The 24,264-nt window shown below is 74.8% G+C and carries 21 protein-coding genes; 14 read left to right on the top strand and 7 right to left on the bottom strand.

The window, feature by feature from the left end:
• Positions 1-44 precede the first annotated feature (44 nt).
• From ACWD1Z_RS14590 to ACWD1Z_RS14580, 3 genes are all read left to right on the top strand, one after another.
• Entirely contained in the window at positions 45-1,013 is a 969-nt protein-coding gene (locus tag ACWD1Z_RS14590) for a permease (protein ID WP_451118930.1), read from the top strand.
• Positions 1,010-1,687: a TIGR03943 family putative permease subunit gene (locus ACWD1Z_RS14585; protein WP_451118643.1), complete on the top strand. Its 678-nt coding sequence runs from the start codon at positions 1,010-1,012 to the stop codon at positions 1,685-1,687. Before ACWD1Z_RS14590 ends, ACWD1Z_RS14585 begins: the two co-directional genes overlap by 4 nt.
• Positions 1,688-1,799: 112 nt before the next feature.
• Complete coding sequence (locus ACWD1Z_RS14580; protein ID WP_451118641.1) at positions 1,800-2,552, top strand: GAF and ANTAR domain-containing protein; 753 nt, start codon at positions 1,800-1,802, stop codon at positions 2,550-2,552.
• Here ACWD1Z_RS14580 and ACWD1Z_RS14575 read toward each other — a convergent pair.
• Entirely contained in the window at positions 2,549-3,511 is a 963-nt protein-coding gene (locus tag ACWD1Z_RS14575; RefSeq protein WP_389416737.1) for a nucleoside hydrolase, read from the bottom strand. The two genes, ACWD1Z_RS14580 and ACWD1Z_RS14575, sit on opposite strands and share 4 nt — an antisense overlap.
• A gap of 293 nt (positions 3,512-3,804) precedes the next feature.
• Between ACWD1Z_RS14575 and ACWD1Z_RS14570 the strand changes: the two genes are divergently transcribed.
• The 4 genes from ACWD1Z_RS14570 to ACWD1Z_RS14555 all read left to right on the top strand — a co-directional run bounded on the left by ACWD1Z_RS14570 (position 3,805) and on the right by ACWD1Z_RS14555 (position 7,589).
• Entirely contained in the window at positions 3,805-4,590 is a 786-nt protein-coding gene (locus ACWD1Z_RS14570; RefSeq protein ID WP_451118639.1) for a hypothetical protein, read from the top strand.
• 87 nt (positions 4,591-4,677) lie between these two features.
• Positions 4,678-6,324 carry a glycoside hydrolase family 13 protein gene (locus tag ACWD1Z_RS14565; RefSeq protein WP_451118637.1) on the top strand — a complete coding sequence of 549 codons (1,647 nt, stop codon included), beginning with the start codon at positions 4,678-4,680 and terminating at the stop codon, positions 6,322-6,324.
• A gap of 109 nt (positions 6,325-6,433) precedes the next feature.
• A complete protein-coding gene (locus ACWD1Z_RS14560; protein ID WP_451118636.1) occupies positions 6,434-7,210 on the top strand; it encodes a carboxypeptidase regulatory-like domain-containing protein in 777 nt (258 codons plus the stop codon).
• 22 nt (positions 7,211-7,232) lie between these two features.
• Positions 7,233-7,589: a DUF6479 family protein gene (locus tag ACWD1Z_RS14555; RefSeq protein ID WP_451118634.1), complete on the top strand. Its 357-nt coding sequence runs from the start codon at positions 7,233-7,235 to the stop codon at positions 7,587-7,589.
• Between the two features lie 38 nt (positions 7,590-7,627).
• Here the strand turns inward: ACWD1Z_RS14555 and ACWD1Z_RS14550 are convergent, their stop codons facing one another.
• Together ACWD1Z_RS14550 and ACWD1Z_RS14545 are read right to left on the bottom strand one after the other, a co-directional pair.
• Entirely contained in the window at positions 7,628-8,173 is a 546-nt protein-coding gene (locus ACWD1Z_RS14550; protein ID WP_451118633.1) for a DUF7144 family membrane protein, read from the bottom strand.
• 241 nt (positions 8,174-8,414) lie between these two features.
• Positions 8,415-9,023: a CGNR zinc finger domain-containing protein gene (locus tag ACWD1Z_RS14545; protein WP_451118631.1), complete on the bottom strand. Its 609-nt coding sequence runs from the start codon at positions 9,021-9,023 to the stop codon at positions 8,415-8,417.
• 83 nt (positions 9,024-9,106) lie between these two features.
• Between ACWD1Z_RS14545 and ACWD1Z_RS14540 the strand changes: the two genes are divergently transcribed.
• Positions 9,107-9,874 (top strand): MBL fold metallo-hydrolase, encoded by a 768-nt coding sequence (locus ACWD1Z_RS14540; protein ID WP_451118629.1) that lies wholly within the window; start codon positions 9,107-9,109, stop codon positions 9,872-9,874.
• Here ACWD1Z_RS14540 and ACWD1Z_RS14535 read toward each other — a convergent pair.
• Complete coding sequence (locus ACWD1Z_RS14535) at positions 9,865-11,190, bottom strand: lipase family protein (RefSeq protein WP_451118627.1); 1,326 nt, start codon at positions 11,188-11,190, stop codon at positions 9,865-9,867. The two genes, ACWD1Z_RS14540 and ACWD1Z_RS14535, sit on opposite strands and share 10 nt — an antisense overlap.
• A gap of 272 nt (positions 11,191-11,462) precedes the next feature.
• Between ACWD1Z_RS14535 and ACWD1Z_RS14530 the strand changes: the two genes are divergently transcribed.
• The 3 genes from ACWD1Z_RS14530 (at position 11,463) to ACWD1Z_RS14520 (ending at position 15,655) form a co-directional block, all read left to right on the top strand.
• Positions 11,463-13,664 (top strand): MMPL family transporter, encoded by a 2,202-nt coding sequence (locus ACWD1Z_RS14530; protein ID WP_451118625.1) that lies wholly within the window; start codon positions 11,463-11,465, stop codon positions 13,662-13,664.
• A gap of 84 nt (positions 13,665-13,748) precedes the next feature.
• Positions 13,749-14,975, top strand: a complete 1,227-nt coding sequence (locus ACWD1Z_RS14525) for a sensor histidine kinase (RefSeq protein ID WP_451118623.1) — start codon at positions 13,749-13,751, stop codon at positions 14,973-14,975.
• A complete protein-coding gene (locus ACWD1Z_RS14520; RefSeq protein WP_451118622.1) occupies positions 14,972-15,655 on the top strand; it encodes a response regulator transcription factor in 684 nt (227 codons plus the stop codon). Before ACWD1Z_RS14525 ends, ACWD1Z_RS14520 begins: the two co-directional genes overlap by 4 nt.
• Positions 15,656-15,678: 23 nt before the next feature.
• On the opposite strand, the gene ACWD1Z_RS14515 is transcribed toward ACWD1Z_RS14520, so the two are convergent.
• Complete coding sequence (locus ACWD1Z_RS14515) at positions 15,679-16,512, bottom strand: hypothetical protein (RefSeq protein WP_451118620.1); 834 nt, start codon at positions 16,510-16,512, stop codon at positions 15,679-15,681.
• Positions 16,513-16,514: 2 nt separating this feature from the next.
• On the bottom strand, positions 16,515-16,898 hold the full coding sequence (locus ACWD1Z_RS14510; protein ID WP_451118618.1) for a hypothetical protein: 384 nt from the start codon (positions 16,896-16,898) through the stop codon (positions 16,515-16,517).
• A gap of 88 nt (positions 16,899-16,986) precedes the next feature.
• On the opposite strand from ACWD1Z_RS14510, the gene ACWD1Z_RS14505 reads away from it, so the two are divergent.
• The 3 genes from ACWD1Z_RS14505 to ACWD1Z_RS14495 all read left to right on the top strand — a co-directional run bounded on the left by ACWD1Z_RS14505 (position 16,987) and on the right by ACWD1Z_RS14495 (position 23,267).
• Positions 16,987-21,528, top strand: coding sequence for a CHAT domain-containing protein (locus tag ACWD1Z_RS14505; protein WP_451118617.1), 4,542 nt, complete (start codon positions 16,987-16,989; stop codon positions 21,526-21,528).
• Positions 21,529-21,657: 129 nt separating this feature from the next.
• Entirely contained in the window at positions 21,658-22,353 is a 696-nt protein-coding gene (locus tag ACWD1Z_RS14500) for a type 1 glutamine amidotransferase domain-containing protein (protein ID WP_451118615.1), read from the top strand.
• Positions 22,350-23,267 (top strand): LysR family transcriptional regulator, encoded by a 918-nt coding sequence (locus tag ACWD1Z_RS14495; RefSeq protein WP_451118928.1) that lies wholly within the window; start codon positions 22,350-22,352, stop codon positions 23,265-23,267. Before ACWD1Z_RS14500 ends, ACWD1Z_RS14495 begins: the two co-directional genes overlap by 4 nt.
• Positions 23,268-23,294: 27 nt before the next feature.
• Here the strand turns inward: ACWD1Z_RS14495 and ACWD1Z_RS14490 are convergent, their stop codons facing one another.
• Positions 23,295-24,254, bottom strand: coding sequence for a polysaccharide deacetylase family protein (locus ACWD1Z_RS14490; protein ID WP_451118613.1), 960 nt, complete (start codon positions 24,252-24,254; stop codon positions 23,295-23,297).
• Between the last annotated feature and the right edge of the window lie 10 nt (positions 24,255-24,264).

The raw sequence follows: 24,264 nt of genomic DNA, 5'->3' as shown, positions 1-24,264 counted from the left end.
GGGCGAGCGGGAACCAGGGCGGGCACGTGGCGAACCAACGGACGATGGTCTACGGCGGCCTGCGCGCCCTCGTGTACACCGTGGTCGGCGGATCCGCGCTGCTCGCCATCGCCACCGTCGCGTCCGTGCTGGGGCCCACCCTCGCGCTCGACCTGTACACGCCCGCCGTGGCCGCCTGGTGGACCGTGTTCACCGCCATCGCCGTGCAGAGCGTGCCCTTCCTGCTGCTCGGCACCGTGGTGTCGGCGGCGATCGGGGCCTTCGTGCCCGAGCGGGTCTTCACCCGGCTGCTGCCGCGCAACCCGGCGCTCGCCGTGCCGGTGGCCGGTGCGGCCGGGGTCGTGCTGCCGGGGTGCGAGTGCGCGTCCGTGCCGGTGGCCGACAGCCTGATGCGCCGCGGGGTCGCCCCCGCCGCCGCGCTCGCCTTCCTGCTCTCGGCGCCCGCGATCAACCCGGTGGTGCTCGTCGCCACCTCCGTCGCCTTCCCCGGACAGCCCGAGATGGTGCTGGGGCGGCTCGTCGCCTCACTGGCCACGGCGGTGGTCATGGGATGGCTGTGGGTGCGCTTCGGCCGGGAGGAGTGGCTGCGGCCCGGCAAACGCCGCGGGCACGACCACGGCTCCGGGGCGACGGCCTTCGTCGCCGGACTCCAGCACGACTTCCTGCACGCGGGCGGCTTCCTGGTGGTGGGCGCGGCGGCAGCGGCCACCTTCAACATCGTGGTGCCCCGCTCGCTGCTGGACGTCCCCGGGTGGGCGGCCGTCCTGATGCTGGCGCTGCTGGCCGTGCTGCTGTGCGTGTGCAGCGAGGCGGACGCCTTCGTCGCCGCCTCGCTGAGCGGCTTCTCGCCGACCGCCCGGCTGGCGTTCATGGTGGTCGGCCCGATGGTCGACCTGAAGCTCATCGCGTTGCAGGCGGGCACCTTCGGGCGGGCCTTCGCGATCCGTTTCTCGGCGGCGACCTGGGTGGTCGCCGTGACGAGCAGTGCGCTCGTGGGGTGGTGGCTGCTGTGAGGCGGTACGGACCGGCCGTCCTGCTGCTGCTCCTCGGCGCGGCGGTGCTGCGGATCTCGCTGTTCAGCGAGGTGTATCTGCGGTACGTCCAGCCCGGTCTGCGGCCGTACCTGGTCGTGTCGGGGGCGGTGCTGGTGGTGCTGGGACTGGTGGCGGCGGGGCGTTCCGCCCATACGGGTCCCGGTCCCCGGGTCGCCTGGCTGCTCGCCCTGCCCGCCCTGGCCCTGCTGCTCTTCCCGCCGCCCGCCCTCGGCTCCTACAGCGCCGAGCGCGAGGCCGCCGAGCGGGCCGCGCAGGGCGTCGGGACCTTTCCCGCGCTGCCCGCCGGGGACCCGGTCGACCTGACCCTCGGGGAGTTCTCCTCGCGGGCGGTCTACGACAGCGAACGGTCGCTGAAGGGCCGCACGGTCCGGCTGACCGGGTTCGTCACCCACGACGCCGACGGCACCTGGTACGTCACCCGGCTGCTGGTCTCCTGCTGTGCCGCCGACGCCACCGCCGGCAAGGTCGAGATCCGGGGCGCCGCCGCCGCGCCGGACGACACCTGGGTCACGGTCACCGGCACCTGGCACCCCGAGGGGACACTCGGCGGCGAGGACGCCTGGCCGGCCGTGCTCGACGCGGAGTCGGTGCGGCGGATCGCGCAGCCGGCCAACCCCTACGAGAAGCGGTGAGCGGGTTTCGCCCCCTGGGCGCCGGGTAGTCGGGCGGAGTCCGGGGCGGGACGGCCGCAGGGCCGTCGAGCACGGGGGACGGTGTGCGCCGCGCCGACGGTGTGAGGAGGCGGTGACCGTGCGGCCCAGGGACGACCACCGCGGTGCCGCAGGCGGCGACGACCGTCCGGCCGAGGGCAACGGCCCCGCGGAGATCCCGCGCCGGCTCTGTGCCGTCGCGCTGGAACTGCTCCCGGTGACCGGAGCCAGTGTCTCGCTGCACGACGACGAGATGCCGGTACGGCTGTGCGCGACCGGCGCGCAGGCCGCGTATGTGACGGACCTCCAGGCCACCTTGGGCGACGGGCCCTGCCCCAGCGCGGTGCGCAGCGGGCGGCCGGTGCTCGCCTCCGACCTGACGCAGGGGCAGGACGTGGACCGCTGGCCGGTCTTCGCCGAGGAGGCCACGGAGGCCGGGGTGCTGGCGGCGTACTCGCTGCCGCTCGGCGACGACGCGGTCTGCGTGGGCACGCTCGACCTGTACCGCGACACCCCCGGCGGGCTCTCCGCCACCGAGCTGCGGACGGCGCGGGCCCTGGCCGGGGCCATGACCATGGCGGTGATGGCGCTGTCCCGGGACGGCGAGGACGGCGAGGGCTGGGAGGGCGGCGAGGACGGTCACGGGCGGTCCGGCTGGCTGGACGGGCTGGCCCCCGATCACGACGGCATCTACCAGGCCATCGGCATGGTGATGGCCCAGCTCGGCGTCGGCGCCCACGAGGCCGTGGCCCGGCTGCGCGCCCACGCCTTCGCCCGCGGCCGCACGGTGGCGGACGTGGCCCGCGACGTGGTGAGCCACCGGCTGCGGTTCTCCCCGGGCGCCTAGTCGCCCTCCACCGCCGACAGCCACAGCTTCACGTACCGCTCGACGTCGACGTCCAACGCCACGTCCACCAGCCGCTGTTCCCGCTCCCCGTCGTGGATCTCCGCCTCGCCGGGCCGCGCGCGGCGGTCCACGATCGTCTGGCCCCGGGTCGGGCCCGGCGCCAACGAGACCTCCACCGGGAGGAGTTCGGTGGTGATGCCGGCCGGGTCGACGACCGCGCAGACCGCGCCCGCGTCACCGAGACCGCCGGACGGCGTGGGGTCGCCCGACAGGGCCGGGTCGCGGTGGGCGAGGAGCTCCCCGGCCAGCCGCAGCCGCGGCTGCGCACTCGCCCGCAGCCGCTCCACGTCCCCCGCCGGGACCAGCACCCGCTGGAACACGTCGAGGCCGTACATCGTGATCGGCACCCCCGCGGTGAGCAGCACCGCCGCCGCCTCCGGGTCGTGCCACACGTTGAACTCGGCGACCGGTGTGGCGTTCCCGGTCGCCACCGCCCCGCCCATGAACACGATCCGCTCGATGTTCCGCACCACCTCGGGGTGCGTACGCAGCAACAGCGCGATGTTGGTCAGCGGCGCGGTCGGGATCAGCGTCACCGGCCGGGGCGACGCCAGGATCTCGCGGCGCAGCAGCGTCACCGCGTCCACGTCCACCGGCCGCCGGGTCGGCGCGGGCAGGCCCAGGTCGCCCATCCCGTCCTGGCCGTGGACATGGCGCGCCGTGCGCACCGGCTCGATCAGCGGCCGCTCGGCGCCCCGCGCGACCGGGATGTCCCCGGCACCGGCGTGCTCCAGCACCGTCAGCGTGTTGCGGACGACGCCCTCGACGTCGGTGTTCCCCGCCACGCAGGTAACCGCCCGCACATCGAGGCCCGGATGCCGCACGGCGAACAGCAGGGCCAGGGCGTCGTCGACCCCGGTGTCGCAGTCGATGACCACCGGAATGGGCTGACCGGTCACGGGCGCTCCCTCATCGTCGGTCCCTACCCGACCGACCTTAGAGCCTGCCGTCCGGATCACCCCACCGTCCCGGCCTCCGGCACGCGTGATGGCCCGAGAGGTGCCGCATCTCGCGGCCGGGGCAATCCGGGCGACGGGGTCCCGAGCCTTGCGGGCGCCTCCGGCCGGGTGTCGTGCTCACCCGGACGGACCGGCGCACTGGTGGACGGCCGCGCGTGATGGTGCCTTGAAAGCACGCCGTCGATCATCGCCGGTCCGCCGGCTCCCGCTCCCAGCCCCCAGGAGGCTCCCCTATGCCCCGACCCCCGGCCCGCACCCGCGCTCTCACCGCCCCGGCTCTCGCCCTGGGCGCCCTGCTGACCGCGACCGCCTGCGGCGCCGAGGGACCGGACGCCACCGCCAAGCCCCCGGCGAGCGCTTCCCCCGCCTCCCCCACCGCCGTCCCGAGCGCCCCCGCCCCGTCCCGGGCGTCCGCTCCCGCCCTCACCGAGGCGCAGGCCCGAGCGGCCCTGATCACCGAGGCGGACCTCGGGGAACCCTGGTCGGCGACCCAGGGCGCCGCCACCTGGCGGGACGGCATGCTCAAGGCGAGCACCGACCGGGCCGACTGCCGGCGGCTGCTGGACGTCCTCTACACGGAGGAGTTCTTCGGCCCCGAGGCCCGCACCCGCGCGGTGACCGGCCTGGACGACGACTGGGACGGCGCCCAGCTCCGCTACCAGGTCGTGGCGCACCCGGCCGAAGAGGTCGACCGCACCCTGGCCTGGCTGCGGTCCCTGCCCGAAAGGTGCGGCGAGTTCACGGCGGTGACCGCGACCGGGAAGCGGCAGTACGCCGAGGTGTACGAGACCGACCTGCCGGACGCCGGTGACGCCCGCCAGGGCCTGCGCATCATGCTGAGCACCCCCGACGACACCACCCTCACGCTCGACCTGGCCGCGGTCCGCGTCGGCGACGACACGCTGGTCCTCACCAACGGCGGCCTCGGCGACGTACCGGCGGAGGCGACCTGGACGGCGACCGACCTGGGGGCGCGCAGGCTGGCGGAGGTACGGAGACTGGGGCGCGTGGAGGTGTGATCGCGCCTTGCCGCACTGGGCGCCGCCCGAAGTGGACAGTGTTCTGGTTGCCGCCCTAGTTCCGCCTCGCAGAGCAGAGGAGACCGTGTGCCCGACCTCTCGTCCCGCAACCCCGACTGGTGGCGCCAGGCCGTCGTCTACCAGGTCTATCCGCGCAGCTTCGCCGACGCCGACGGCGACGGGTTCGGCGACATCCGGGGTGTCACCGAGCGGCTCGCCCATCTCGCCGCCCTCGGCGTCGACGCCCTGTGGCTGAGCCCCTTCTACCCCTCCGAGCTAGCCGACGGCGGGTACGACGTCGCCGATCACCGCGATGTCGACCCCCGCCTCGGCACCCTCGACGACTTCGACGCCCTGATCGAGGAGGCCCATCGCCTCGGGCTGAAGGTCATGGTCGACATCGTGCCCAACCACACCTCCGACCAGCACGTCTGGTTCCGGCAGGCGCTCGCGGACGGGCCCGGTTCGGCCGCGCGGGAGCGGTACGTCTTCCGGGACGGCCGGGGCGCGCACGGTGAATTCCCGCCCACCGACTGGCAGTCCGTCTTCGGCGGCAGCGCCTGGCAGCGGGTGCCGGACGGGCAGTGGTACCTGCATCTGTTCGCGGCCCAGCAGCCCGACCTGAACTGGGCCCACGACGAGGTCCGCGCCGACTTCCGCACCACCCTGCGCTTCTGGGCCGACCGCGGCGTGGACGGCTTCCGGATCGACGTCGCCCACGCCCTCGCCAAGGACCTGGCCGAGCCCCTGCGCGACCTCGGCGATCCGGCGCTGAGCGGGGAGGAGGCCCTGGCCGGGATGCCCCCCGGCAGCCACCCCTTCTTCGACCGCGACGAGGTCCACGAGATCTACCGCGACTGGCGGCAGCTCCTCGACGGCTACTCCCCGCCCCGCATGGCCGTCGCCGAGGCCTGGGTCCCGGGCCCCCGCCGGGTCCTGTACGCCCGCCCGGAAGAACTCGGCCAGGCGTTCAACTTCGAGTACCTGCAAGCCGCTTGGGACGCCCGGGAGCTGCGGCGCGTCATCGGCGACTCCCTCGCCCAGGCCCATGCCGCCGGCGCCTCCGCCACCTGGGTGCTGTCCAACCACGACGTCGTCCGGCACGCCTCCCGCCTGATGCTCCCGCCGGGCACCGACGACAACGCCTGGCTGCTGTCCGGCGGCCGGGCCCCGGCCGTGGACCGGGCGGCCGGGCTGCGGCGCGCCCGGGCCGCCACCCTGCTGATGCTCGCGTTGCCGGGATCCGCGTACGTCTACCAGGGCGAGGAACTCGGGCTGCCCGAGGTCGCCGACCTGCCGGTGACCGTCCTGCAGGACCCGATCTGGGAGCAGACCGGGCGGGTGCGCAAGGGGCGGGACGGGTGCCGGGTGCCGCTGCCGTGGACCACCGGCGGCCCTTCCTACGGGTTCGGCGGGTCCGGTGCCTGGCTGCCGCAGCCGGAGTGGTTCGCCGAGTACTCCGTCGAGGCCCAGGACGGGGTGGAGGAGTCCACCCTCGAGCTGTACCGGCGGGCGCTGCGGCTGCGACGCAAGCTGCTGGAGGGGGAGTTCCTGACCTGGGCCGAGGACGGGCCGGAGGGCGTGCTGCAGTTCGCCCGGTCCGACGGGTGGCGGTGCGTGGCCAATCTGTCGGGGGAGCCGGTGTCGCTTCCGGCGGGCGAGGTCGTCATCAGCAGCTCCCCGCTGGAGCCGGACGGACGGCTGGGCGACGACACGACCGTCTGGCTCACCTGACCGGCGCCCGGGGCTCGTCCGTACGGCCCACCTGCGCAGGTCGGTCGCGGGGGTGGCCGCGAGAATCGCAGCAGGTGTGTCGCCCCCGGTGCGAGGAGCTCTGCCGACGATGAACAGGTACCGCACGACCGTGTCCGGGCTCGCCCTGGCGGGCGCCCTGCTGGCGGGGGCGCCGGGGCAGGCCCGCGCGGAGAGCGGGGGCGAGCTGTGGGGCGCCGCCACCATCGAGCCGGGCCGGGAGGGCGTGGTCGAGGTCGCCGGGTACACCGGGCCCGGCCCCGGCACCGGATCGGCGCTGACGCTGACGGCTCCCGCCCCGGCCGTCGTCACGGGCACGCCCCTCGACGCCCGCGGCTACCGCGGTGCCGTCGGCAGCGGCGGCCGCAGCGGCACGTACACCTTCGGCGGGCCCTCGGCGGACGAGCCGTGGCGGGGCCGCGGCTTCCCGTTCGTGCTGGCGGTGCCCGCGCAGGCGGTCCCCGGCACCCGGCTCACCGGCTGCGCGCTGGTGCTGACGGACGCGGCGGGCGTGCCGCGGGACCGGGGCAGCTGTGCGGTCACCGTGGGCCTGCCCGCGCCGGCGCTGCTGCGGCCACGGCCGGGCGTAACGCTGAGCGCGCGCCCGGAGACCTCCGGGACCGCCTACCCGGGCGCGCAGGTCACCGTGCGGGACGCCCTGGAGAACGAGGTCTGCTCCACGACCGCCACCGCCGACGGCGACTGGTCCTGCGTGCCGGGCCTCCCGCTCGCGGCGGGCCCGGCGCTGCTCCAGGCGGTGGCCACGCTGAACGGTGCCGGGGCGGTGAGCGAGCAGATCGCGGTGACGGTCGAGGGCCGGCCCGGGAAACCTCACGCCCATAAGGAGCCTAATCGGCTGATTGGGTGATAATTGGGCTATGAGTGCTTCGATGGTTGACCTTGCGGCCGCGGGAAGCGACGTCCTCAATGTGGTCGCCGCTTTCGCCGGTGGTCTGTTCATCGCCGGTGCGCTGGTGTTCGCCGTGCAGTTCGGCATGCGGGTCATGGACCGGGAGCTTCCGCACCCGAGCCCCGAGGAACAGCCGACGCCGCCCGTCGGGGGGCCCATCCGGGAGATCAGGGAGATGCGGGAGGCGGAGGAGATACCGCTGGCGGCGGGCGGTGAGCGGCTCATGCCGCACGATCTCCGGCGGCAGAGCACCAGGCGCGGCGCGGACCAGAAGCGCAAGCGCTGGCTTCCGGGGTCGAGTGGGTCCTTCGGAAGCGGCGGTCTCGGGCACGTCTGAGCCGTGGCCGCTCACCGGCCGGTCGCGTGGAGCCGGGGTTACCGGTCCGCGGGGGACATGCCGGGCTTGCCGGGCGCCGTGGCGAGGGCCCAGATCACGAAGAAGTCCAGCGCGACCATGAGGACCGACCAGACGGGCTGGTAGGGCAGGAAGAGGAAGTGCGCCACCAGGCTCAGGGACGCCAGGAAGATGCCGGTCATCCGGGCCCACCAGGCGCCCTTGAGGATGCCGTAGCCGACGGCCGCGACCAGTGCGCCCAGGCAGATCAGGATGACGCCCCAGCCGGTGAGGCTGATCTCGTAGACGTACTCGCCGATGCGGTCGTACACGTCGTCCGCGGCGAGCGCGGAGATGCCCTGGAGGATGGCGACGATGCCGTTGACCATCATCAGGACACCGGCGAAGACCAGCCCGCCGGTCTGCCAGTCGGTGCCGGGTCCGCCGGCCCCGGCGGAGCCCCTGGTCCCGGGTGCGGTCCCGGCCGGACGGTGGGCGTCGTCCCAGACGGGTGCCTCCTGCGCGGGCGCCTGGGAGTGGCGCCCCCCGCCGGCCGGCGGCGGCGTGGCGTGCGGCTGCTGGGTCATGGACCTACCCCGCTTCCTTCATAGGCAGTCATTGCCCCCACCCTCCGCGCACCCCCACCCTCCGGCCACGGGGGCGGGCCGTCCGGGTGACCGGCGCGGGCCCGCGCCGCGGGGTGCGGGGTCGTGAGGCGGGGGTGGGAGGCGGTTCGGTGCGGATTCGTCTTCCGCGGTCCGCCTGCCCCCGGGGGCATCGCGGCGCGGGTGCGGTCGGCGACGTGGGCAGGACTCCGTGGTCCCCTCGTCAGGGCTCCGGGGTGCTCGTTCGGCGGGCGTAGGCGCGGGCTGCGCGGGCTCTGTCGCCGCAGCGGGTGGAGCACCAGTGGCGGCGGCCGTGGCGCAGGAGGTAGCGGTTGCAGGGGGGTGAGCCGCAGGCCGTGAGGCGGTCGGCGTCGGGTCCGGTCAGCAGGTCGGCCGCGTTCGTGGCGAGGTTCGCCAGCGCGTGGTCGAGGATCTGGTCGACGGGGTGGGCGGTGGCCCGGTACAGCCCCCGGCCGGTGTCCCAGTGCAGCAGGGCCGCGGCCGGAGCCCGCCTGAGCGCGTCATTGACCGCGGCCAGTGCCCCGGTGGGCGCGGGCGCCCCGTCGAGGCGGGCGGCGAGCAGCGCCCGGATCTGCTCGCGCAGCGACCGCAACTGCGCGGCGCACATCTCCCGGATGCCCGCGTCCGCGGGCGCGAGCCCGTGTTCCTCCAGCCACCGCCCGGCGCCCCCGGGTGTGCCGAGGAAGTCGACGTAGTGCCCCCCGGGCAGGGCGATCGCGCTGTTGGCGAAGTCGAGCGCGGGGTACTGCTCCGCGCCGGGCGCGGGCGGCAGCGCACCGTCGGCGGCCACGGTCTCTGTCATGACTCTCATGGTACGTCTTGCGCCCATCCGTGAGACAGGGCTACCGTCTCTCACGGATAGACGATTCACCATCCGTGAGGAGAACCTGATCCATGTCCATACCCCTGCCCGTGCGCGTCCTCGGCGGCCCGACCGCCTTCTTCGAGTACGGCGGCCTGACCTTCCTCACCGACCCGACCTTCGACGCCCCCGGCGAGTACGGCGACCCCGGCCGCCCCACCCTGCGCAAGCTGGCCCCGGCCCCCGTCACCCCCGCCGACCTGGGCCGTATCGACGTGGTGCTGCTCTCCCACGACGAGCACGCGGACAACCTCGACCACGCGGGCCGCGCCCTGCTGGCCGACGTCCCGCTCACCCTGACCACCCCCGGCGGCGGCAGCCGGCTCGGCGGCAACGCCAAGGGCATGGCGGACTGGGAGACGCTCGACCTCGACCGCCCCGGCGGCGGCACCGTCACGGTGACGGCCGTACCGGCGATCCACGGCCCCGGCCCCCGGGAGGCGGTGGAACCGCTCACCGGCGAGGTCGTCGGATTCGTGCTGACCGGCGAGGGCCTGCCCTCGGTCTACGTCAGCGGCGACAACGCCTCCCTGGAAGCGGTCAAGGAGATCGCGGACCGCTTCGGCCCGGTCGACACCGCCGTCCTCTTCGCCGGCGCCCCCCGCTTCCCGGTCCTCTTCGACAACGCCCCGCTCGTCCTGGACAGCGCCCAGGCCGCCGAGGCCGCCCGCCTCCTCGGCGCCCGCCGGGTGGTCCCCGTCCACTACGACAGCTGGGCCCATTTCACCGAGGGGCGCGAGGAGTTGGTGGCCGCGTTCGCCGAGGCCGGTCTCCAGGAGGTGCTCGACCTTCACGGCTGAAGCGGCATGCTCCAGCAGTTGGAGGAGGCCGGCCTGCCCTTGAGACGGTCGGTGAGCCAGTCGACCGCGTCGCCCTGGTCGGTGAGCAGCGGGGCGAAGTGGTTGAGCAGGGCGCTGCCGGAGTCGGGCAGGCGCACCGGGTCGTAGGTCACGTTCGCGCCCTTCGCGCACCAGTCGGTCACCAGGCGCCGGGACTGGGCGTGGGGGACCAGGTTGTCGCTGACGCCGGTCGCCACCCGTACCGGGCCGGCCGGCTTCAGGGCGCCGATGCGCTGGCTGTTCAGGAAGGACTTCAGTGCCGGGGTCGCGGCGATGATCTCGCTGACCGAGCGGCCGTCCGTCGTCCACGCCGTGCTCCTGGCCCCGCCGTACCCGAACAGCGCGTCGCCCACGCACATCGTCGACAGGTCGTTGAGCGCCGCCTTGCCCGCCGCGTTCAGGTGGGCGTCCGCGATCGGCTTCAGGGCCGGTTCGGACTGGACGAAGCCGTTGAGGGACCAGCCGAGCGCGCCGGCCAGTTCGCTGCCGTCGATCGCCCGGGTGACCTCGGTCAGGTCGGCGGGCGGGGCACCGGAGTACGTCCCGGCGAGGTTGACGTCGGGGGCGTAGGAGGGCTGGAGCTCCGCGGCGGCCGCGCTCGCCCCGCCGCCCTGGCTGTACCCGAACAGACCGACCCGGGACCGGTCGGTCACCGAGGCCCCGCTCACCGCGCGGGCGGCCCGGGCGGCGTCCAGCAGGGCGTGGGCCCCGTCGACCCGGTTGACGTAGGTGTGCAGCCGGTCGGTCGCGCCGAGCCCGGCGTAGTCGGTGACGACGACGGCCGTACCGGTGGCGAGGAGGCGGTAGATGGCCAGGTCCTCGTAGCCGACGGAGACCGTCTCGCCGTTGAGCCGGAGCGGGTGCTCCAGGCCCATGGACGCGGCGCACTGGTCGCCCTGGCCCATCGTGCCGGGCGCGAGCGCCACCAGGGGGCGGGGGCCCTCGCCCTTCCAGGCGGCGGCGGGTTCGATGTAGGCGCCGGTCACGGCGACCGGGCGGCCGGTGGAGTCGGTGGACTTGTACATCAGGCGGGTGGCCCGGCCCGGCAGCGGGCCGTTCAGGCTCGGCAGGCTCAGGGCCAGCTTGAGCGGCTCGGTGCGCACGAGGGTGCCGTCGGCGGCGGGCAGGGTGGCGGGCGGGTTGTAGAACGCGGGGATGGTGACCCCTCGGGACACCACCTCGTCGGCCGCCGTGGCGGCGGTGCCGGTGAGGGTCTGGGCGCCGAGGCAGGCGGCGGCGATGACGCCCCCGGCCACGAGCCGTCTGCGTGCGGGCATGGCGAACCTCCTGGTGAAGCGGCTGGCAGGAAGGTGCGGAAGGGCTCGCCAGGGACCGTACCGCCGGTAACACCTCGGGGGATACCGGCCGGTAGGTTACGTTTCAGTAATGTGCGTCCGGGGAGGGGTCCTCGTCCCCGGGAGTGAGGCGTGAAGCGGGGCGTACTGCGTTTTCAGTACGCCGCAGTGTCGGCAGCCGCACGACGACACGGCACCCCCTGCCCGGAGAGCCTGGAGGCACCTTCGACGTCCAGATGTGGAGACCTCCCCCCGTGGCTACTTTCCTTTACCGATGGGGCCGCCTGGCCTTCCGGCGGCGCTGGTACGTCGCCCTGGTCTGGGCGGCGGTGCTGGCCGCCGTCGGGCTCGGCGCCATGAAGGCACCGGGCGCCGCCGACGAGGAGTTCTCCATGCCGGGGATCGAGTCGCAGCAGGCGTTCGACCTGATGGAGGAGCGATTCCCCGGCACCGCGGCGGACGGCGCGACCGCCCGGGTCGTCTTCGTCGCGCCGGGCGGCGAGAAGGTCACCGCGTCCGAGCACAAGGAGGCCGTCGAGGCGGCGGTCGCCGAACTCGCCGACGGCTCCCAGGTGGCCGGTGCCGTCGACCCCTTCCAGGCGGGCGCGGTCAGCAAGGACGGCACCACGGCGTACACGACCGTCACCTATGAGGTCGGCCCCGCCGACCTCACCGACGCGAGCACGGCCCAGCTGGAGGAGACCCTGGAGCGGGCCCGGGACGCCGGGCTCACCGTCGAGGCCGGCGGGACCGCCCTGGAGGACGGCGGCGGACCCGGCGGCGCGGCCGAGGCGATCGGTATCGCCATCGCGGCCGTGGTGCTGCTGGTCACCTTCGGCTCGCTGGCCGCGGCCGGGCTGCCGCTGCTGACCGCCGTGATCGGCGTCGGCGTGAGCATGGCCACGATCCTGGCCCTCTCCGGTGCCCTGGGCCTGTCCACCACCACCGGCACCCTGGCGATGATGCTGGGCCTGGCCGTCGGCATCGACTACGCCCTCTTCGTCGTCTCGCGCTACCGCGAGGAGCGCGCCAAGGGGGCCGCGCCCCAGGAGGCCGCCGCCCTCGCCACCGGCACCGCCGGATCCGCGGTCGTCTTCGCGGGCCTCACCGTCGTCATCGCCCTCGCCGGACTCTCCGTGGTCGGCATCCCGATGCTCACCAAGATGGGGCTCGCCGCGGCGGGCGCGGTCGTCGTCGGCGTACTGATCGCGCTGACGCTCGTCCCCGCCTTCCTCGGCTTCTGGCCCGACGCGGTGCTCTCCCGCCGGGCCCGCCGCCGCGGCCGTACCGAGGAGACCGCCCAGGACAACGGCGGCACCCGCTGGGCCCGGTTCGTGCTGCGCCGCCCGCTGCCCGTGCTGCTGCTCGGCGTCGTGGGCCTCGGCGCCCTCGCGATACCCGTGGCCGACCTCCAGCTCGGCATGCCCGGCGACGAGGCCAAGTCGACGTCGACCACCGAGCGGCGGGCCTACGACGCGCTCGCCGAGGGCTTCGGGCCCGGCTTCAACGGGCCGCTGACCGTCGTCGTCGACGCCCGGGGCGCCGAGGACCCCAAGGCCGCCACGGCGACCGTCGCCGAGGAGATCGGCGGTACCGAGGGCGTGGTCTCCGTGTCGCCCGCCCGCTTCAACGAGGCCGGTGACACCGCCGTCCTCTCCGTCGTACCGGCCACCGCCCCCACCGACGAGAAGACCAAGGACCTGGTCACCGCCATCCGCGGCGAGCGGCCGGACGTGGAGTCCGCGACCGGGGCGACCTTCGACGTCACCGGCACCACCGCGCTGAACATCGACATCGCCGAGAAGGTGCAGTCCGCGCTGGTGCCGTATCTGATCGTCGTGGTCGGGCTCGCCGTCGTCCTGCTGCTGGTGGTCTTCCGGTCCGTCCTCGTCCCGCTGAAGGCGGCCCTCGGCTTCCTGCTCTCGGTGCTCGCCTCCCTCGGCACGGTGGTCGTGGTCTTCCAGCAGGGCCACGGCGCGGGACTGCTGGGCGTGGAGACCACCGGGCCGATCATGAGCCTGATGCCGATCTTCCTGGTCGGCATCGTCTTCGGACTCGCGATGGACTACGAGGTCTTCCTGGTCTCCCGGATGCGGGAGGCGTACGTCCACGGGGAGAGCCCGGCCCAGGCCGTGACCTCCGGTTTCCGGCACAGCGCCCGGGTGGTCACGGCCGCCGCGCTGATCATGATCGCGGTGTTCGCCGGGTTCATCGGCGAGAGCGACTCCATGATCAAGATGATCGGTTTCGGGCTCGCCTCCGCCGTCCTGTTCGACGCCTTCGTCGTCCGGATGGCGATCGTGCCCGCGGTCCTCGCCCTGCTCGGCGACCGGGCCTGGTGGCTGCCGAAGTGGCTGGACCGGATCCTGCCCCGGGTCGACGTGGAGGGCGAGGCGCTCAGCCGCCCCGCCGAGGCCGCACCGGCCCCGGCCGCGAAGGAGGTCGCCCGCGCCTGAGCCGGGGCGACGGGCCGCCCGCGAGCCGGGCGGCCCGTCCGTCGTCCACCATGGACCTCAGTACCTGACCGGGAGAGCCCCCCGATGAGCAAGAGCCTGGAGCGTTACGCCGACCGCTTCGAGCAGTACGCGGAACGCTTCCCGCGCATCCTCGACGTGATGATGGTCGTCGCGCTGATCGGCTGTGCGGTCCTCGGCACCCAGCTCAGCCTCCCCGGCAGCCGGCCCCCCGACTCCGGCCGGCCCACCGAGATCCTCCTCGGCCTGAGCTGCCTCGTCCTGCTGAAGTACCGCACCCATCCGCGCACGGTCCTCGTCGTGGTCGCCCTGATCACCCTCGCCGCCATCACCCGCGGCTATCTGCTCACCCCGCTGCTGCTGGCCCCGCTGCTCGCGGCGCTGTACTGGCTGGCGGTGCTCTGCGAGCCGAAGACCGTCCGGGTCTTCGGCACCGTCATCGTGGTGGCGCTGAGCACCGCGAACGTGATCGCCGACTCCATGGACGGCCTCACCCTGGTCCTGCGGGTGATCGGCCCGGTCTTCTGGCTGGCGCTGCCGCTCGCCGCCGGGCGGATGACCCAGTTGCGGCGCGCCTACCTGGAGTCCGTGCAGGCCCGCGCCGAGCACGCCGAGCGCACCCGGGAGGAGGAGGCGCGCCTGCGCGTCACCGAGGAGCGCGTGCGCATCGCCCGCGAGCTGCACGACGTCGTCGCCCACCACCTGGCCCTGGCCAACGCGCAGGCCGGTACCGCCGCCCACCTCGCGCGCCGCGACCCCGAGCAGACCCAGAAGATCCTCGACGACCTCACCGGCACCACCTCCTCGGCGCTGCGCGAGCTGAAGGCCACCCTCGGTCTGCTGCGCGACGACGACCACCCGGGCAACGGGGGCCTGGAGCCCGCCCCCGGCCTGGCCCGGCTGCCCGAGCTGATCTCGGCGTGCGCCTCGGCCGGCCTCGACGTCACCGTCACCACTCAGGGCGTACCGCGGTCCCTGTCACCCGGCGTGGACCTGACCGCGTACCGGATCGTGCAGGAGGCCCTGACCAACGTCTCCAAGCACGCCGCCGCCCACAGCGCCCGCGTCCGCTTCACCTACGCCGACTCCCGGCTGCTCATCACGGTCAGCAACGACGGACCGGTCGGTCCCGCCCCGCGGTCCGGCGGCTTCGGGCTGATGGGCATGCGCGAACGCGCCCACTCCATCGGCGGCGAACTGTGCGCGGGCCCGCGCCCCGAGGGCGGCTTCGAGGTCACCACCGCACTGCCGCTGCAGCCGTCCGCCGCCGTCCCAGAAGGAGACCGTCCATGACCATCAGGGTGCTGCTCGCCGACGACCAGGCCCTGTTGCGGGCCACCTTCCGGATCCTGCTCGACTCCTGCCCCGACATGGAGGTCGTCGGCGAGGCGTCCGACGGCGCCGAGGCGCTGGAACTGGCCCGCGCCCACCACCCCGACGTCGTCCTCATGGACATCCGGATGCCCGGCACGGACGGCCTGTCCGGCACCTCCGCGATCTGCGCCGACCCCGGCCTGACCGCCACGAAGGTGCTGATCCTCACCACCTTCGAGACCGAGGACTACGTCGCCCAGGCGCTGCGGGCCGGGGCGAGCGGGTTCCTCGGCAAGGACGTCACCGCGGACGCCCTGCTGGCCGGCATCCGCACGGTGGCCTCCGGCGAGGCCCTGCTCTCCCCCGGCGCCACCCGCACCCTGATCACCCGCTTCCTCACCTCTCCCGCGCCGGGCGACCAGCCGGCGCCGCCCGAGCGGCTGGCCGAACTCACGGTCCGGGAGCGGGAGGTGATGGCACTGGCGGCGGAGGGCAAGTCGAACGGCGAGATCGCGGACCTGCTCACGGTGAGCCCCCTGACCGTCCGCACCCACATCCACCGCGCGATGACCAAGCTCAACGCCCGCGACCGGGCCCAACTGGTCGTCATCGCGTATCAGACGGGGCTGGTCCAGGCGGGTCCGGCGGGTGCGGGGTGAGGGTCGCCTCCGTCGTACGGTCGTCATCGCGGGTCAGGCGGGCCCGGTGCAGGCGGGGCCGGGGGGTGCAGGGTGAAGGCCGCCTCCGTCGTGCGGCACAGCGCCTCCACCGCCGTGCGCAGCGACCGCCAGGACGCGAGCCCCAGCAGGACCCCGGCCACGGCAGCCGGCCACCACCAGGCGCCGAGCACCGTGAACGCCGCGCTCCAGGCGAGCGCCTCGCAGGCCGCGTCGTAGGAGTCGCGGGTCTCCGCCAGCGCGGCGCGCGGTGCCTCCTCCGCGCCGAGCAGGAGGGCCGTCCAGCCGCTCGTCACGTCCCCGCCGGTGTCCCGCGCGACCCGCGCCTCCGTACGCCGGAACCGGTCGCCGCACCAGGTGGGGGAGCCGGGGCGGTCTGCGGAGCGGGCGCGGGCGGCCCGCGCGTCGAGCCGGTCGGCGCGCAGGGCGTGGCCGTCGGCGCGGGCCCGCACCGACTGCCGGGCCAGCAGGTCCGGCGGCACCCAGCGCCCCACCCGCCAGGCGGTCACCCGCCGCCCCACCGGCATCAGCCACCAGGGCCAGGCCCCGGACGCCAGCGCCCCGATCGCGGCGGCCGCATACGGCACCGCGAACGCCGCGGCGACCACCGGTACCGCGAACAGCACCAGCGAGGCGACCCCGTCGGCGGTCAGCCCCCCGCTCGTGCGCAGGGCGTCGGCGATCCGCGCGCGGGCGAGCGGAACGTCGTTCCACCGGCTGTGCCCGAGGGCCCCGCCGCCGACCAGCGCGACCACGACGAACAGCGCAGCGGGCAGCAGCCGGCGCAGGAACCAGCCGTCGGGTATGCGTTTTTGCAGCTCCGCGAGGAGTCCCACCACGGTCAGTCCACCAGGCGCATCGGCTGCCCGTTCAGCGCGCAGGCCGGGGTGGCGGCCACGTCCCCCTCGCGCAGGTCGACCCGGCCGCAGCGGCGCGTGGGGCACACCCAGCCGGCCGACCGGGGCGTCGGAGCGCCGGGCCAGCCGCCGACGCCCAGCGTGGGATCCAGCCCCAGTCCGCCCGGCACCCCGGCCGCCTCGACCGCGTCGTGCAGGGCGCGTACGCCGTCCCGCCACTCGGGGCTCGCGGGATCCGCGTCCCGTACGGCCGGGAAGGCGGCCTCCCAGGCACCGGGCCCGACCAGGGCGCGCAGATCGTCCATGTTGCGGCACAGATACTCGACGGCGTCCTCGTACACCTGCCGCGCCATCGCCCCGTCGCCCACGGCGGCCTCCCTGCAACTCCCGAGAACCACTGCCCCCTGACAGGCGGTCAGACTAATGTAACGAGCGATGACGGAGCTTCGGGATCGAGTGGTCGCACGTCTCGTCACGGCCCAGAGCGCCCGCGATCCCGCGCCCTTGCGCGCGGCGGAGGCGGCGGCCGACGCGCTGGCCCTGTTGCGGGAGGCCGCGTCGGCGCCCGAGGACACGATCGACCTCGAATCGGTCGCGGCGGTGTTCTGGACCTTCTGGTTCCGGCACGGGGGCGACGAGGACCCCGAGGCCCAGCTGAACCTGACGGTCGTCTTCGGCACGTTCGGCTTCCTGTGCCCCCGGCTGCCCGCGGAGGCCGACCTCCCCGACGCCCTCCGTCAGGGCTTCGATCCCGGGGACCCCTCCCACGAGGCCCGGTTCGCCCATCTGGTCAGCTCCGCGTACGGGGAGGAAGTCACCGGCGAGGGCGGGGCGGTGGCCCTCGACCGCTCGCTGGCGTGGGCGGAGACGGCCCTCGATCACGTGCGGGACGACGACCACGCGGGGTTCGTGGAGGTGGCGGTCCAGGCCCTGGAACTCCACGTCATCCGCTTCCAGCGCGAGGCGGAGCCCGGCTCCCTGGCGGCGGCCGCCCGCTACGGCCGCGCGGTGTGCGAACGCCTGCCCCTCCTCGGCCCCGACCTCGCGCGGGCCGCCGCCTCGGTCGCCCTGCGCACGGTCGTGGACGCGGCCCGGCTGCTCGGATCCCCCGAACTCGCCGTAGTGGAGCGGCTGGTGGCGATGGCTCCGGACGGCTCGCTCACCCAGGAGAACTCCGACGGCCTCGCGACGCTCCGCCTGCTGGTCGCCCAGCCCGTCACCTGGCCCGGCGAACGCGACCTCCGGATCGGCGCGGCCATCGCGGAGGCGGGCGTCGCCGAACAGGACCCGAGCCGCATCGCCTGCGCCGTACGACGCCTGCGCACAGCCCTCGCCGCCACCCCCACCGACCACCCCGCCCACGCCCGGACCGCCACCGCCCTGGCCCAGGCCCTCACGGCCCTCGCCCGAGCCCGCAACGACCGGGAGGCGGCCGGAGAGGCAGCCCAACTCCTGCATTCACTGGGTTCTTTGACCGAGCCCGGCGCCACTGCCCCGAAGGCACGGCGACCCGCGCCGACCTCCGGCCACCCCGCGGCTCCCGGGACCCCCACCCCCGTCCCCGCCGTCGCTCAGGCGCTGGCAGCGCTCGCCAGGGCGGGCGAGGACGGTGACGCGGCGTTGGAGGCGATGGAAATCCTCGGCTCCGCGGGCCTGTTGGGCGACGAACAGCGGGCCGTGCTCGACGCCTACCGGGAGTTGGAGTCCGACGGATCGCCGGTCGCCCTGGGCCGGTTCGTCGAGCAGGTGCGGCGGCACACCACCCGTACCGGTGGCCCGCCCGACATCGACGTCGAGATCCTCGACCTGGCCTCCGGTTTCGTCCCCGACGACACCGCCGACGCGCGCATAGCCCGCTACCGGGCGGCCCTCCCCGCCCACGGCCCCCGCCGCCACGCCTACGTCGCCGTCCTGGCCGCCCTCACCGGCATGCGGGCGCAGGCGCTGCGGCCGACGGCGCCCGCCCGCGCCGACCTCCTCGCGGCGGAGTCCCGGGAGCTCACCGAGGAGGTGGCCGCACAGGCCCCGCCCGGCTTCCCGGCGACGGACCTGCTGCGCCGGGAAGCCTACGAGGCCGCCCTGCCCATCGCCGTCGTGTCGGTGAGCGGCGAGCCCCTGCCGGACGAACTGGTCAAGCTCACCGCGCAGTTGTCCCGTATGCAGGACATCCGTCTCGACGCCCCCGAGAACCTCGACTCCGACATCGCGGTCATCCGGGAGATGTTCGCGGACGTCGACGAGGACGACACCTCCCTGCGCCCCTACCTCGCCGCGGCCCTCGGCAGCGCCCTGTCCGCCCGGTCCGCCGGACGGAGCGACCCGGCCACCCTGGACGAGGTCGTCGAGCTGCTGCGCTACGCCCGCACCCACGCCCCCGACACGGCGGGCCACCTCGACAAGCTCCTCGCCGACGCGCTGACCGCCCTGTCCGTGGGCCGCTTCGACCCGGAGAACGCCCGCGAGGCCTCCGCCCTGCTGGCTTCGGCCACCTCCCCGGCCCCCACGGACGGACCGCAACCCCCGTACGGCGAGACGACGTTGACGGACACCGACCACGCCGTCCTCGCGGCCCGCACCGAATTCCACAGCGCCCTCCAGAACTACCTCCTCGGCCATGAACCGGCCCAGCTGGAGCGGGCCCGGCGGACCGCCGCCCGGATGCGGGAGCTGACCCGCCGGCCCTCGCCCGGCGGCCGGCCCTGGTACGACCTGATGGGCGACGCCTACGCCGACCTCGTCGAGACCGTCGGCCCCGGCGGCGGCCCCCGCGGCGACCTCGGCGACGAGATCGTCGAGCAGTGCCGCCGTACCTTCGCGGCCTGCCCCGCCGGACATCCGATGCGGCCCATGGCCGGTACGACACTGGCCCGGGCGCTCGTCCAGCGCGCGCTGCTGCTCCGCCCGGCCGACCCGGAGCGGGCGGCGGCCCTGGTCGCGGAGGCGGACGAACTGGGGCGCGCGCTCGGCGAGGAGACGCCGCAGGGGGCGCCGGACATCGCCGGGACGATCCGTATGTTCGTCGACCTCATGGCCAGGGGGCGGCTCCCCGAGGCCACCACCGGTGAGGCACCGGGCAGGCCGTCGGCGGACCTGTTCGAGACGGTCATGGGCCCCCTGCGGGACCGCTTCGCCGGTGCCGCGGACCCCAGGGTGTGGCGGGATCCGGCGGTCCCGGTGTGGATGCGGGCCCACGGCGAGATCGCTGCCGCGGCCGGTGCGCTGGGCAGGCCCCGGCCCCGGGTCGACCTCGCCCTGGACCATCTCGAAGCGGGCGTCGAGGCGATGGCCGGGCTCACCGACCGGGGCAGTGACCAGCGGTCCGCCGAGCACGGCCTGTCCACGTTCGAGGGGGACATCCGGACGATCGTCGAGCTGATCCTCACGCACCTCGTCGGACGGGACCTGGCGGCGCGGTTGCCGGGGGAGTTGGCCGGTCTCAAGGCCGTGACCGAGCGGGCGGCGGCGGGCGACGACCCGGACGCCGTACGCGAGGCCCTCGCGGCCCTGCGCCTGCCGTCCGCGCACCCCCGCACCGCGTCCGGGCCGGAGGTGGACCGGGCCGCCGAACTCCTCGACCGGGGCCGCGGGCTGCTGCTGGCCCGGCGCATCGAGGCCCGCGCCGACCTCGACACCCTGCGCGCCGGGCACCCGGATCTGGCGGCCGAGTTCGAACGGCTGACGGACACGCTCGCCGCCGGTCCCGGGGACGCCGGTCCCGGGGATGCCGGACACGGGGATGCCGGTCCCGGGGATGCCGGTCCCGGGGACGCTGGTCCCGAGGGCGCCGACGCCCCCGCCGGACACGCCGAGTGGGCCCGGCTCGCGGCCTTGCGTGCCTCACGCGAACTCGACGCGCTGATCGCCCGCATCCGGACCGCGCCCGGCTTCGAGGACTTCCTGCGGCCCCTGGCCGCACCGCAGTTGCGGGACCTCGCGGCCGACGGCCCGGTCGTGGTCCTGAACCAGGGCCGCCGCCACTGCCACGCCCTCGTCGTCACCGCCCGCTCGATCACCGCCCTGCACCTCGACGTCGGGGCCGACGAGGTCGCGGGCGCCGCCCGGCGGCTGCGGGACGCCGTCGACGCCATCAACGCCCAGGGCACCGCCCGGCCCTCCCCCCGGCAACTGGTCGCCGCGGGCACCACGGTCCGCGAGACGCTGGCGTGGACCTGGCACCAGGTCGTCCGTCCGGTCCTGGACCTGGTGGGCGCCGCCGAGCCGGTCCCCCGGCACGGCAGCTGGCCCCGCCTGTGGTGGGTGCCGACCGGCGCCTTCGGCGCGCTGCCCCTGCACGCGGCCCAGTGCACGGCAGCGGACTGCGCGCTGGACGGCTGCGGAGCGGCGCTGGACGCGGTGGTGTCGTCGTACGTCCCGGGCCTGAAGACCCTCGCCCACGCCCGCTCCCGGGCCCGCCGCCGGCCCGGCCCCGGCGGTGCCCTGCTGGTCGCCGAGCCGGAGCAGGAACTCCCGGGAGTCGCCGCGGCCACCGCCTACGCCGCCGGACTCCTCGGCGCGCCCGCCCCCCTGATCGGTGCGGCCGCCACCCGCGAGGCCGTCCTCGGCGCCCTGCACCACGCCTCCTGGGCCCACTTCGGCTGCCACGCGGCCACCGACCCCGCGGAACCCTCCGGCGCCCTGCTCCGCCTGCCGAGCGGTGAGCCGGTGTCGGTGCTGGAGATCTGCCGGGCCCGGCCGAGCGCGGCGCGGCTGGCGTTCCTGGCGGCGTGCGGCACCGCCCGGACGGCGGAACGCCTCACCGACGAGGCCATCCACATCACCAGCTCGTTCCTGCTGGCCGGGTTCCCCGCGGCGGTCGGCACCCTGTGGACCATCGACAGCACCCACGCGGACCACATGACCCGCGACTTCTACCGCCGTACGACGGCCCCGGACACCCCGGGCGCGGCCCACGCCCTGCACGAGGCGGTCCGCGGACTCCGCCGCCGCATCCCCGACCGGCCGCACGTCTGGGCGGCGTACGTGCACGCGGGGACCTAGATTCGCGGGAGATGGCGTATTCCCCGTGACCCATTGGAATTCCGATGCCCGGGATCGGAGTCCTCATTGGAAACCTATGGGTCCACGGGCTTACGTTCGAGGTCCCACCGAACCTCTGGAGATCGCACCATGTCGAAGATCCTGTTCGTGCTGACCGGCGTCGACCACTGGACGCTCGCCGACGGCACCCGCCACCCCACCGGTTTCTGGGCCGAGGAGGTCGTCGCCCCCTACCAGCGGTTCAAGGCCGAGGGCCACGAGATCGTCGTCGCCACGCCCGGCGGAGTCGAGCCCACCGTCGACCGGGGCAGCCTCGCCCCGGAGGCCAACGGCGGCCAGGAGGGCGCGGACGAGACCGTGCGGGCCCTCGACGCGATGACCGAGCTGAAGAACCCGGTCAGCCTGGCGGACGTCGACCTCGACGACTACGCCGCCGTCTTCTACCCCGGCGGCCACGGCCCCATGGAGGACCTGGCGGTCGACGCCGTCTCCGGCCGGCTCCTCGTCGACGCCCTGGACTCCGGCAAGCCGCTCGGCGTGGTCTGCCACGGCCCGGCCGCGCTGCTCGCCGCCACCCGCGAGGACGGCGCCAATGCCTTCGCCGGCTACCGGATCGCCGCCTACACCGACGCCGAGGAGACCCAGGCCGGGCTCGCCGGCAAGGCGAAGTGGCTGCTGCAGTCGCGGCTCGTGGAGGCGGGCGTGCACGTCGAGGCGGGCGAGCCGTGGGCGCCGCACGTGGTCGTCGACCGCAACCTGGTGACCGGCCAGAACCCGGCCTCCTCGGCCCCGCTCGCGGCCGAACTGCTGAAGAGGCTGGGCTGAGCGCGTCCCCGGGAACGGGCATCCAGGACCTCAACCTGGCCCGGACGTTCCTGGCCGTCTACCGCTCCGGCTCCTTCACCGCCGCCGCGCAGCTGCTGGGCATCTCCCAGCCCACGGTGACCACGCAGGTGAAGGCCCTGGAGCGGCAGTCGGGCCGCGAGCTCTTCGCCCGCCTGCCCAGGGGCGTGGCGCCCACGCCGTACGCCCATGACCTGGCGGCGCGGATCGCGGGCCCGCTGGACGCGCTGCTGGCGGCCACCGGCCACGGCCCGGCGGAGTCGGGCCCGCCCGCGCCGGTCCACCTCGCGGGCCCGGCGGAACTCCTCTGCCTGCGCGTCCTGCCCGCGCTGGCCCCGCTGGTCGCGGAGGGGCTGCGGCTGCGGGTGACACCGGGCCTGACGGATCCCCTGCTCGACGAACTGCGCGCGGGCCGCCACGACCTGGTCCTGGCCACCACCCGCCCGCGCGGCCGTACCCTGCTCGCGACCCCGTTGGTCGACGAGGAGTTCGTGCTGGTCGCCGCGCCGGGGTGGGCGGACCGCATCGGCGGCCGGGTGACGGCCGAGGGCCCCGGCGTCCTGCACACCGTCCCGCTCATCGCCTACGCCGAGGATCTGCCGATCCTCCGCCGCTACTGGCGCCACGTCTTCGGCCAGCGCCTGAACTGCCGCGCCGCCGTCACTCTGCCCGACCTGCGCGGCGTCCTGGCGGCGGTCACCGCGGGCGCGGGCTTCTCGGTCCTGCCCCGCTACTTGTGCGAACAGGAACTCGCCTCGGCCGCCCTCACCCTCCTGCACGATCCCGAGGACCCACCGATCAACACGGCGTACGTGGTCCAGCGCCCGGGACCCGCCGGAAACCCTCATGTCACCCGGGTCCGGGACACCTTGCTGCGCGTGGGCCCCACCTGGTGACACAGGGTGGGGCCCACGCTCCCCGGGTCAGCTCGCGGTGCAGCTGACCGTGGGCCAGTTCCGGTTGCCGTTGTGCTGGATGGTGACGCCCCAGTTGTTGCCGCTGCCGTTGGGCCTGGCGGTGAGGACTTGCGAACTGGGGTAACTGGCGCTGACGTTCCAGGTGGAGAGAACCTTCGCGGGTGAGGGCACGTTCATGGTGACGGTCCAGTTGCTGGAGCCGGTGACCGAGACGTTGAGGTTGTAGCGGTCGCTCCACTGCTGGCCTGCGGACAGGGCGGCCGTACAGCTGCCGCCGCCGCCCCCGCCGGAGCCGGTCGGCGCCACCGCCCGGCCGGTCTGCGGGGAGATCATCCCGGCGCAGAGATTACGGCTCGCCAGTCCCTGCGCGATGCGCGGGATCGCCGCCAGGGAGTTGGCGGACCAGTCGTGCATCAGCATGACCTGTCCGTTGGTGAGCCGCCCCGCGGCCGCCACGATCGCGTCCGTGGTCGCGCCGTTCCAGTCCTGGGAGTCGACGTCCCAGATGACCTCGGTGAGACCGTACTTGGCGGCCACGGCCTTCACGGTCGCGTTGGTCTCGCCGTACGGCGGACGGAAGAGCACCGGCGTACCGCCGCCCGCGTTGCTGATCGCCTGTTGCGTACGGGAGAGCTCGGAGTCGATCTGCGCCTGGCTGAGCTGGGTCAGATGCGGGTGGGTGTAGCTGTGGTTGGCCACCCACATGCCCGCGTTCACCTGGGCGCGGACCTGTGCCGGGTTGGCGGCGGCGTACTGGCCCTGGTTGAACATCGTGGCCCGAAGGCCGTTCTGGGTGAGTGCGTTCAGCAGGGCCGGGGTGCTGCCGGACGGGCCGTCGTCGAAGGTGAGGGCGACGTAGCCGTTGCAGGTCGCGGCCTGTGCCGGGGTGGGATTGGCGGTGCTGACGGTGATCGTGCTCGCTACTGCCAGTGCCGCCACCGCCAGTTTCGCGATCAAGGGACGCATGGTCGGGCCT

This window comes from Streptomyces sp. NPDC002784 (genome assembly GCF_053592135.1).
This window is presented reverse-complemented; position numbering and strand designations above follow the sequence as displayed.

What these genes read in the sequence shown, in the direction of transcription:
- ACWD1Z_RS14590 (WP_451118930.1), top strand. Translation starts at nt 45, where the DNA reads ATGGTCTACGGCGGCCTGCGCGCCCTCGTGTACACCGTGGTCGGCGGA.
- ACWD1Z_RS14570 (WP_451118639.1), top strand. Translation starts at nt 3,805, where the DNA reads ATGCCCCGACCCCCGGCCCGCACCCGCGCTCTCACCGCCCCGGCTCTC.
- ACWD1Z_RS14560 (WP_451118636.1), top strand. Translation starts at nt 6,434, where the DNA reads ATGAACAGGTACCGCACGACCGTGTCCGGGCTCGCCCTGGCGGGCGCC.
- ACWD1Z_RS14555 (WP_451118634.1), top strand. Translation starts at nt 7,233, where the DNA reads ATGGTTGACCTTGCGGCCGCGGGAAGCGACGTCCTCAATGTGGTCGCC.
- ACWD1Z_RS14550 (WP_451118633.1), bottom strand. Translation starts at nt 8,173, where the DNA reads ATGACCCAGCAGCCGCACGCCACGCCGCCGCCGGCCGGCGGGGGGCGC.
- ACWD1Z_RS14545 (WP_451118631.1), bottom strand. Translation starts at nt 9,023, where the DNA reads ATGAGAGTCATGACAGAGACCGTGGCCGCCGACGGTGCGCTGCCGCCC.
- ACWD1Z_RS14540 (WP_451118629.1), top strand. Translation starts at nt 9,107, where the DNA reads ATGTCCATACCCCTGCCCGTGCGCGTCCTCGGCGGCCCGACCGCCTTC.
- ACWD1Z_RS14535 (WP_451118627.1), bottom strand. Translation starts at nt 11,190, where the DNA reads ATGCCCGCACGCAGACGGCTCGTGGCCGGGGGCGTCATCGCCGCCGCC.
- ACWD1Z_RS14525 (WP_451118623.1), top strand. Translation starts at nt 13,749, where the DNA reads ATGAGCAAGAGCCTGGAGCGTTACGCCGACCGCTTCGAGCAGTACGCG.
- ACWD1Z_RS14520 (WP_451118622.1), top strand. Translation starts at nt 14,972, where the DNA reads ATGACCATCAGGGTGCTGCTCGCCGACGACCAGGCCCTGTTGCGGGCC.
- ACWD1Z_RS14500 (WP_451118615.1), top strand. Translation starts at nt 21,658, where the DNA reads ATGTCGAAGATCCTGTTCGTGCTGACCGGCGTCGACCACTGGACGCTC.
- ACWD1Z_RS14490 (WP_451118613.1), bottom strand. Translation starts at nt 24,254, where the DNA reads ATGCGTCCCTTGATCGCGAAACTGGCGGTGGCGGCACTGGCAGTAGCG.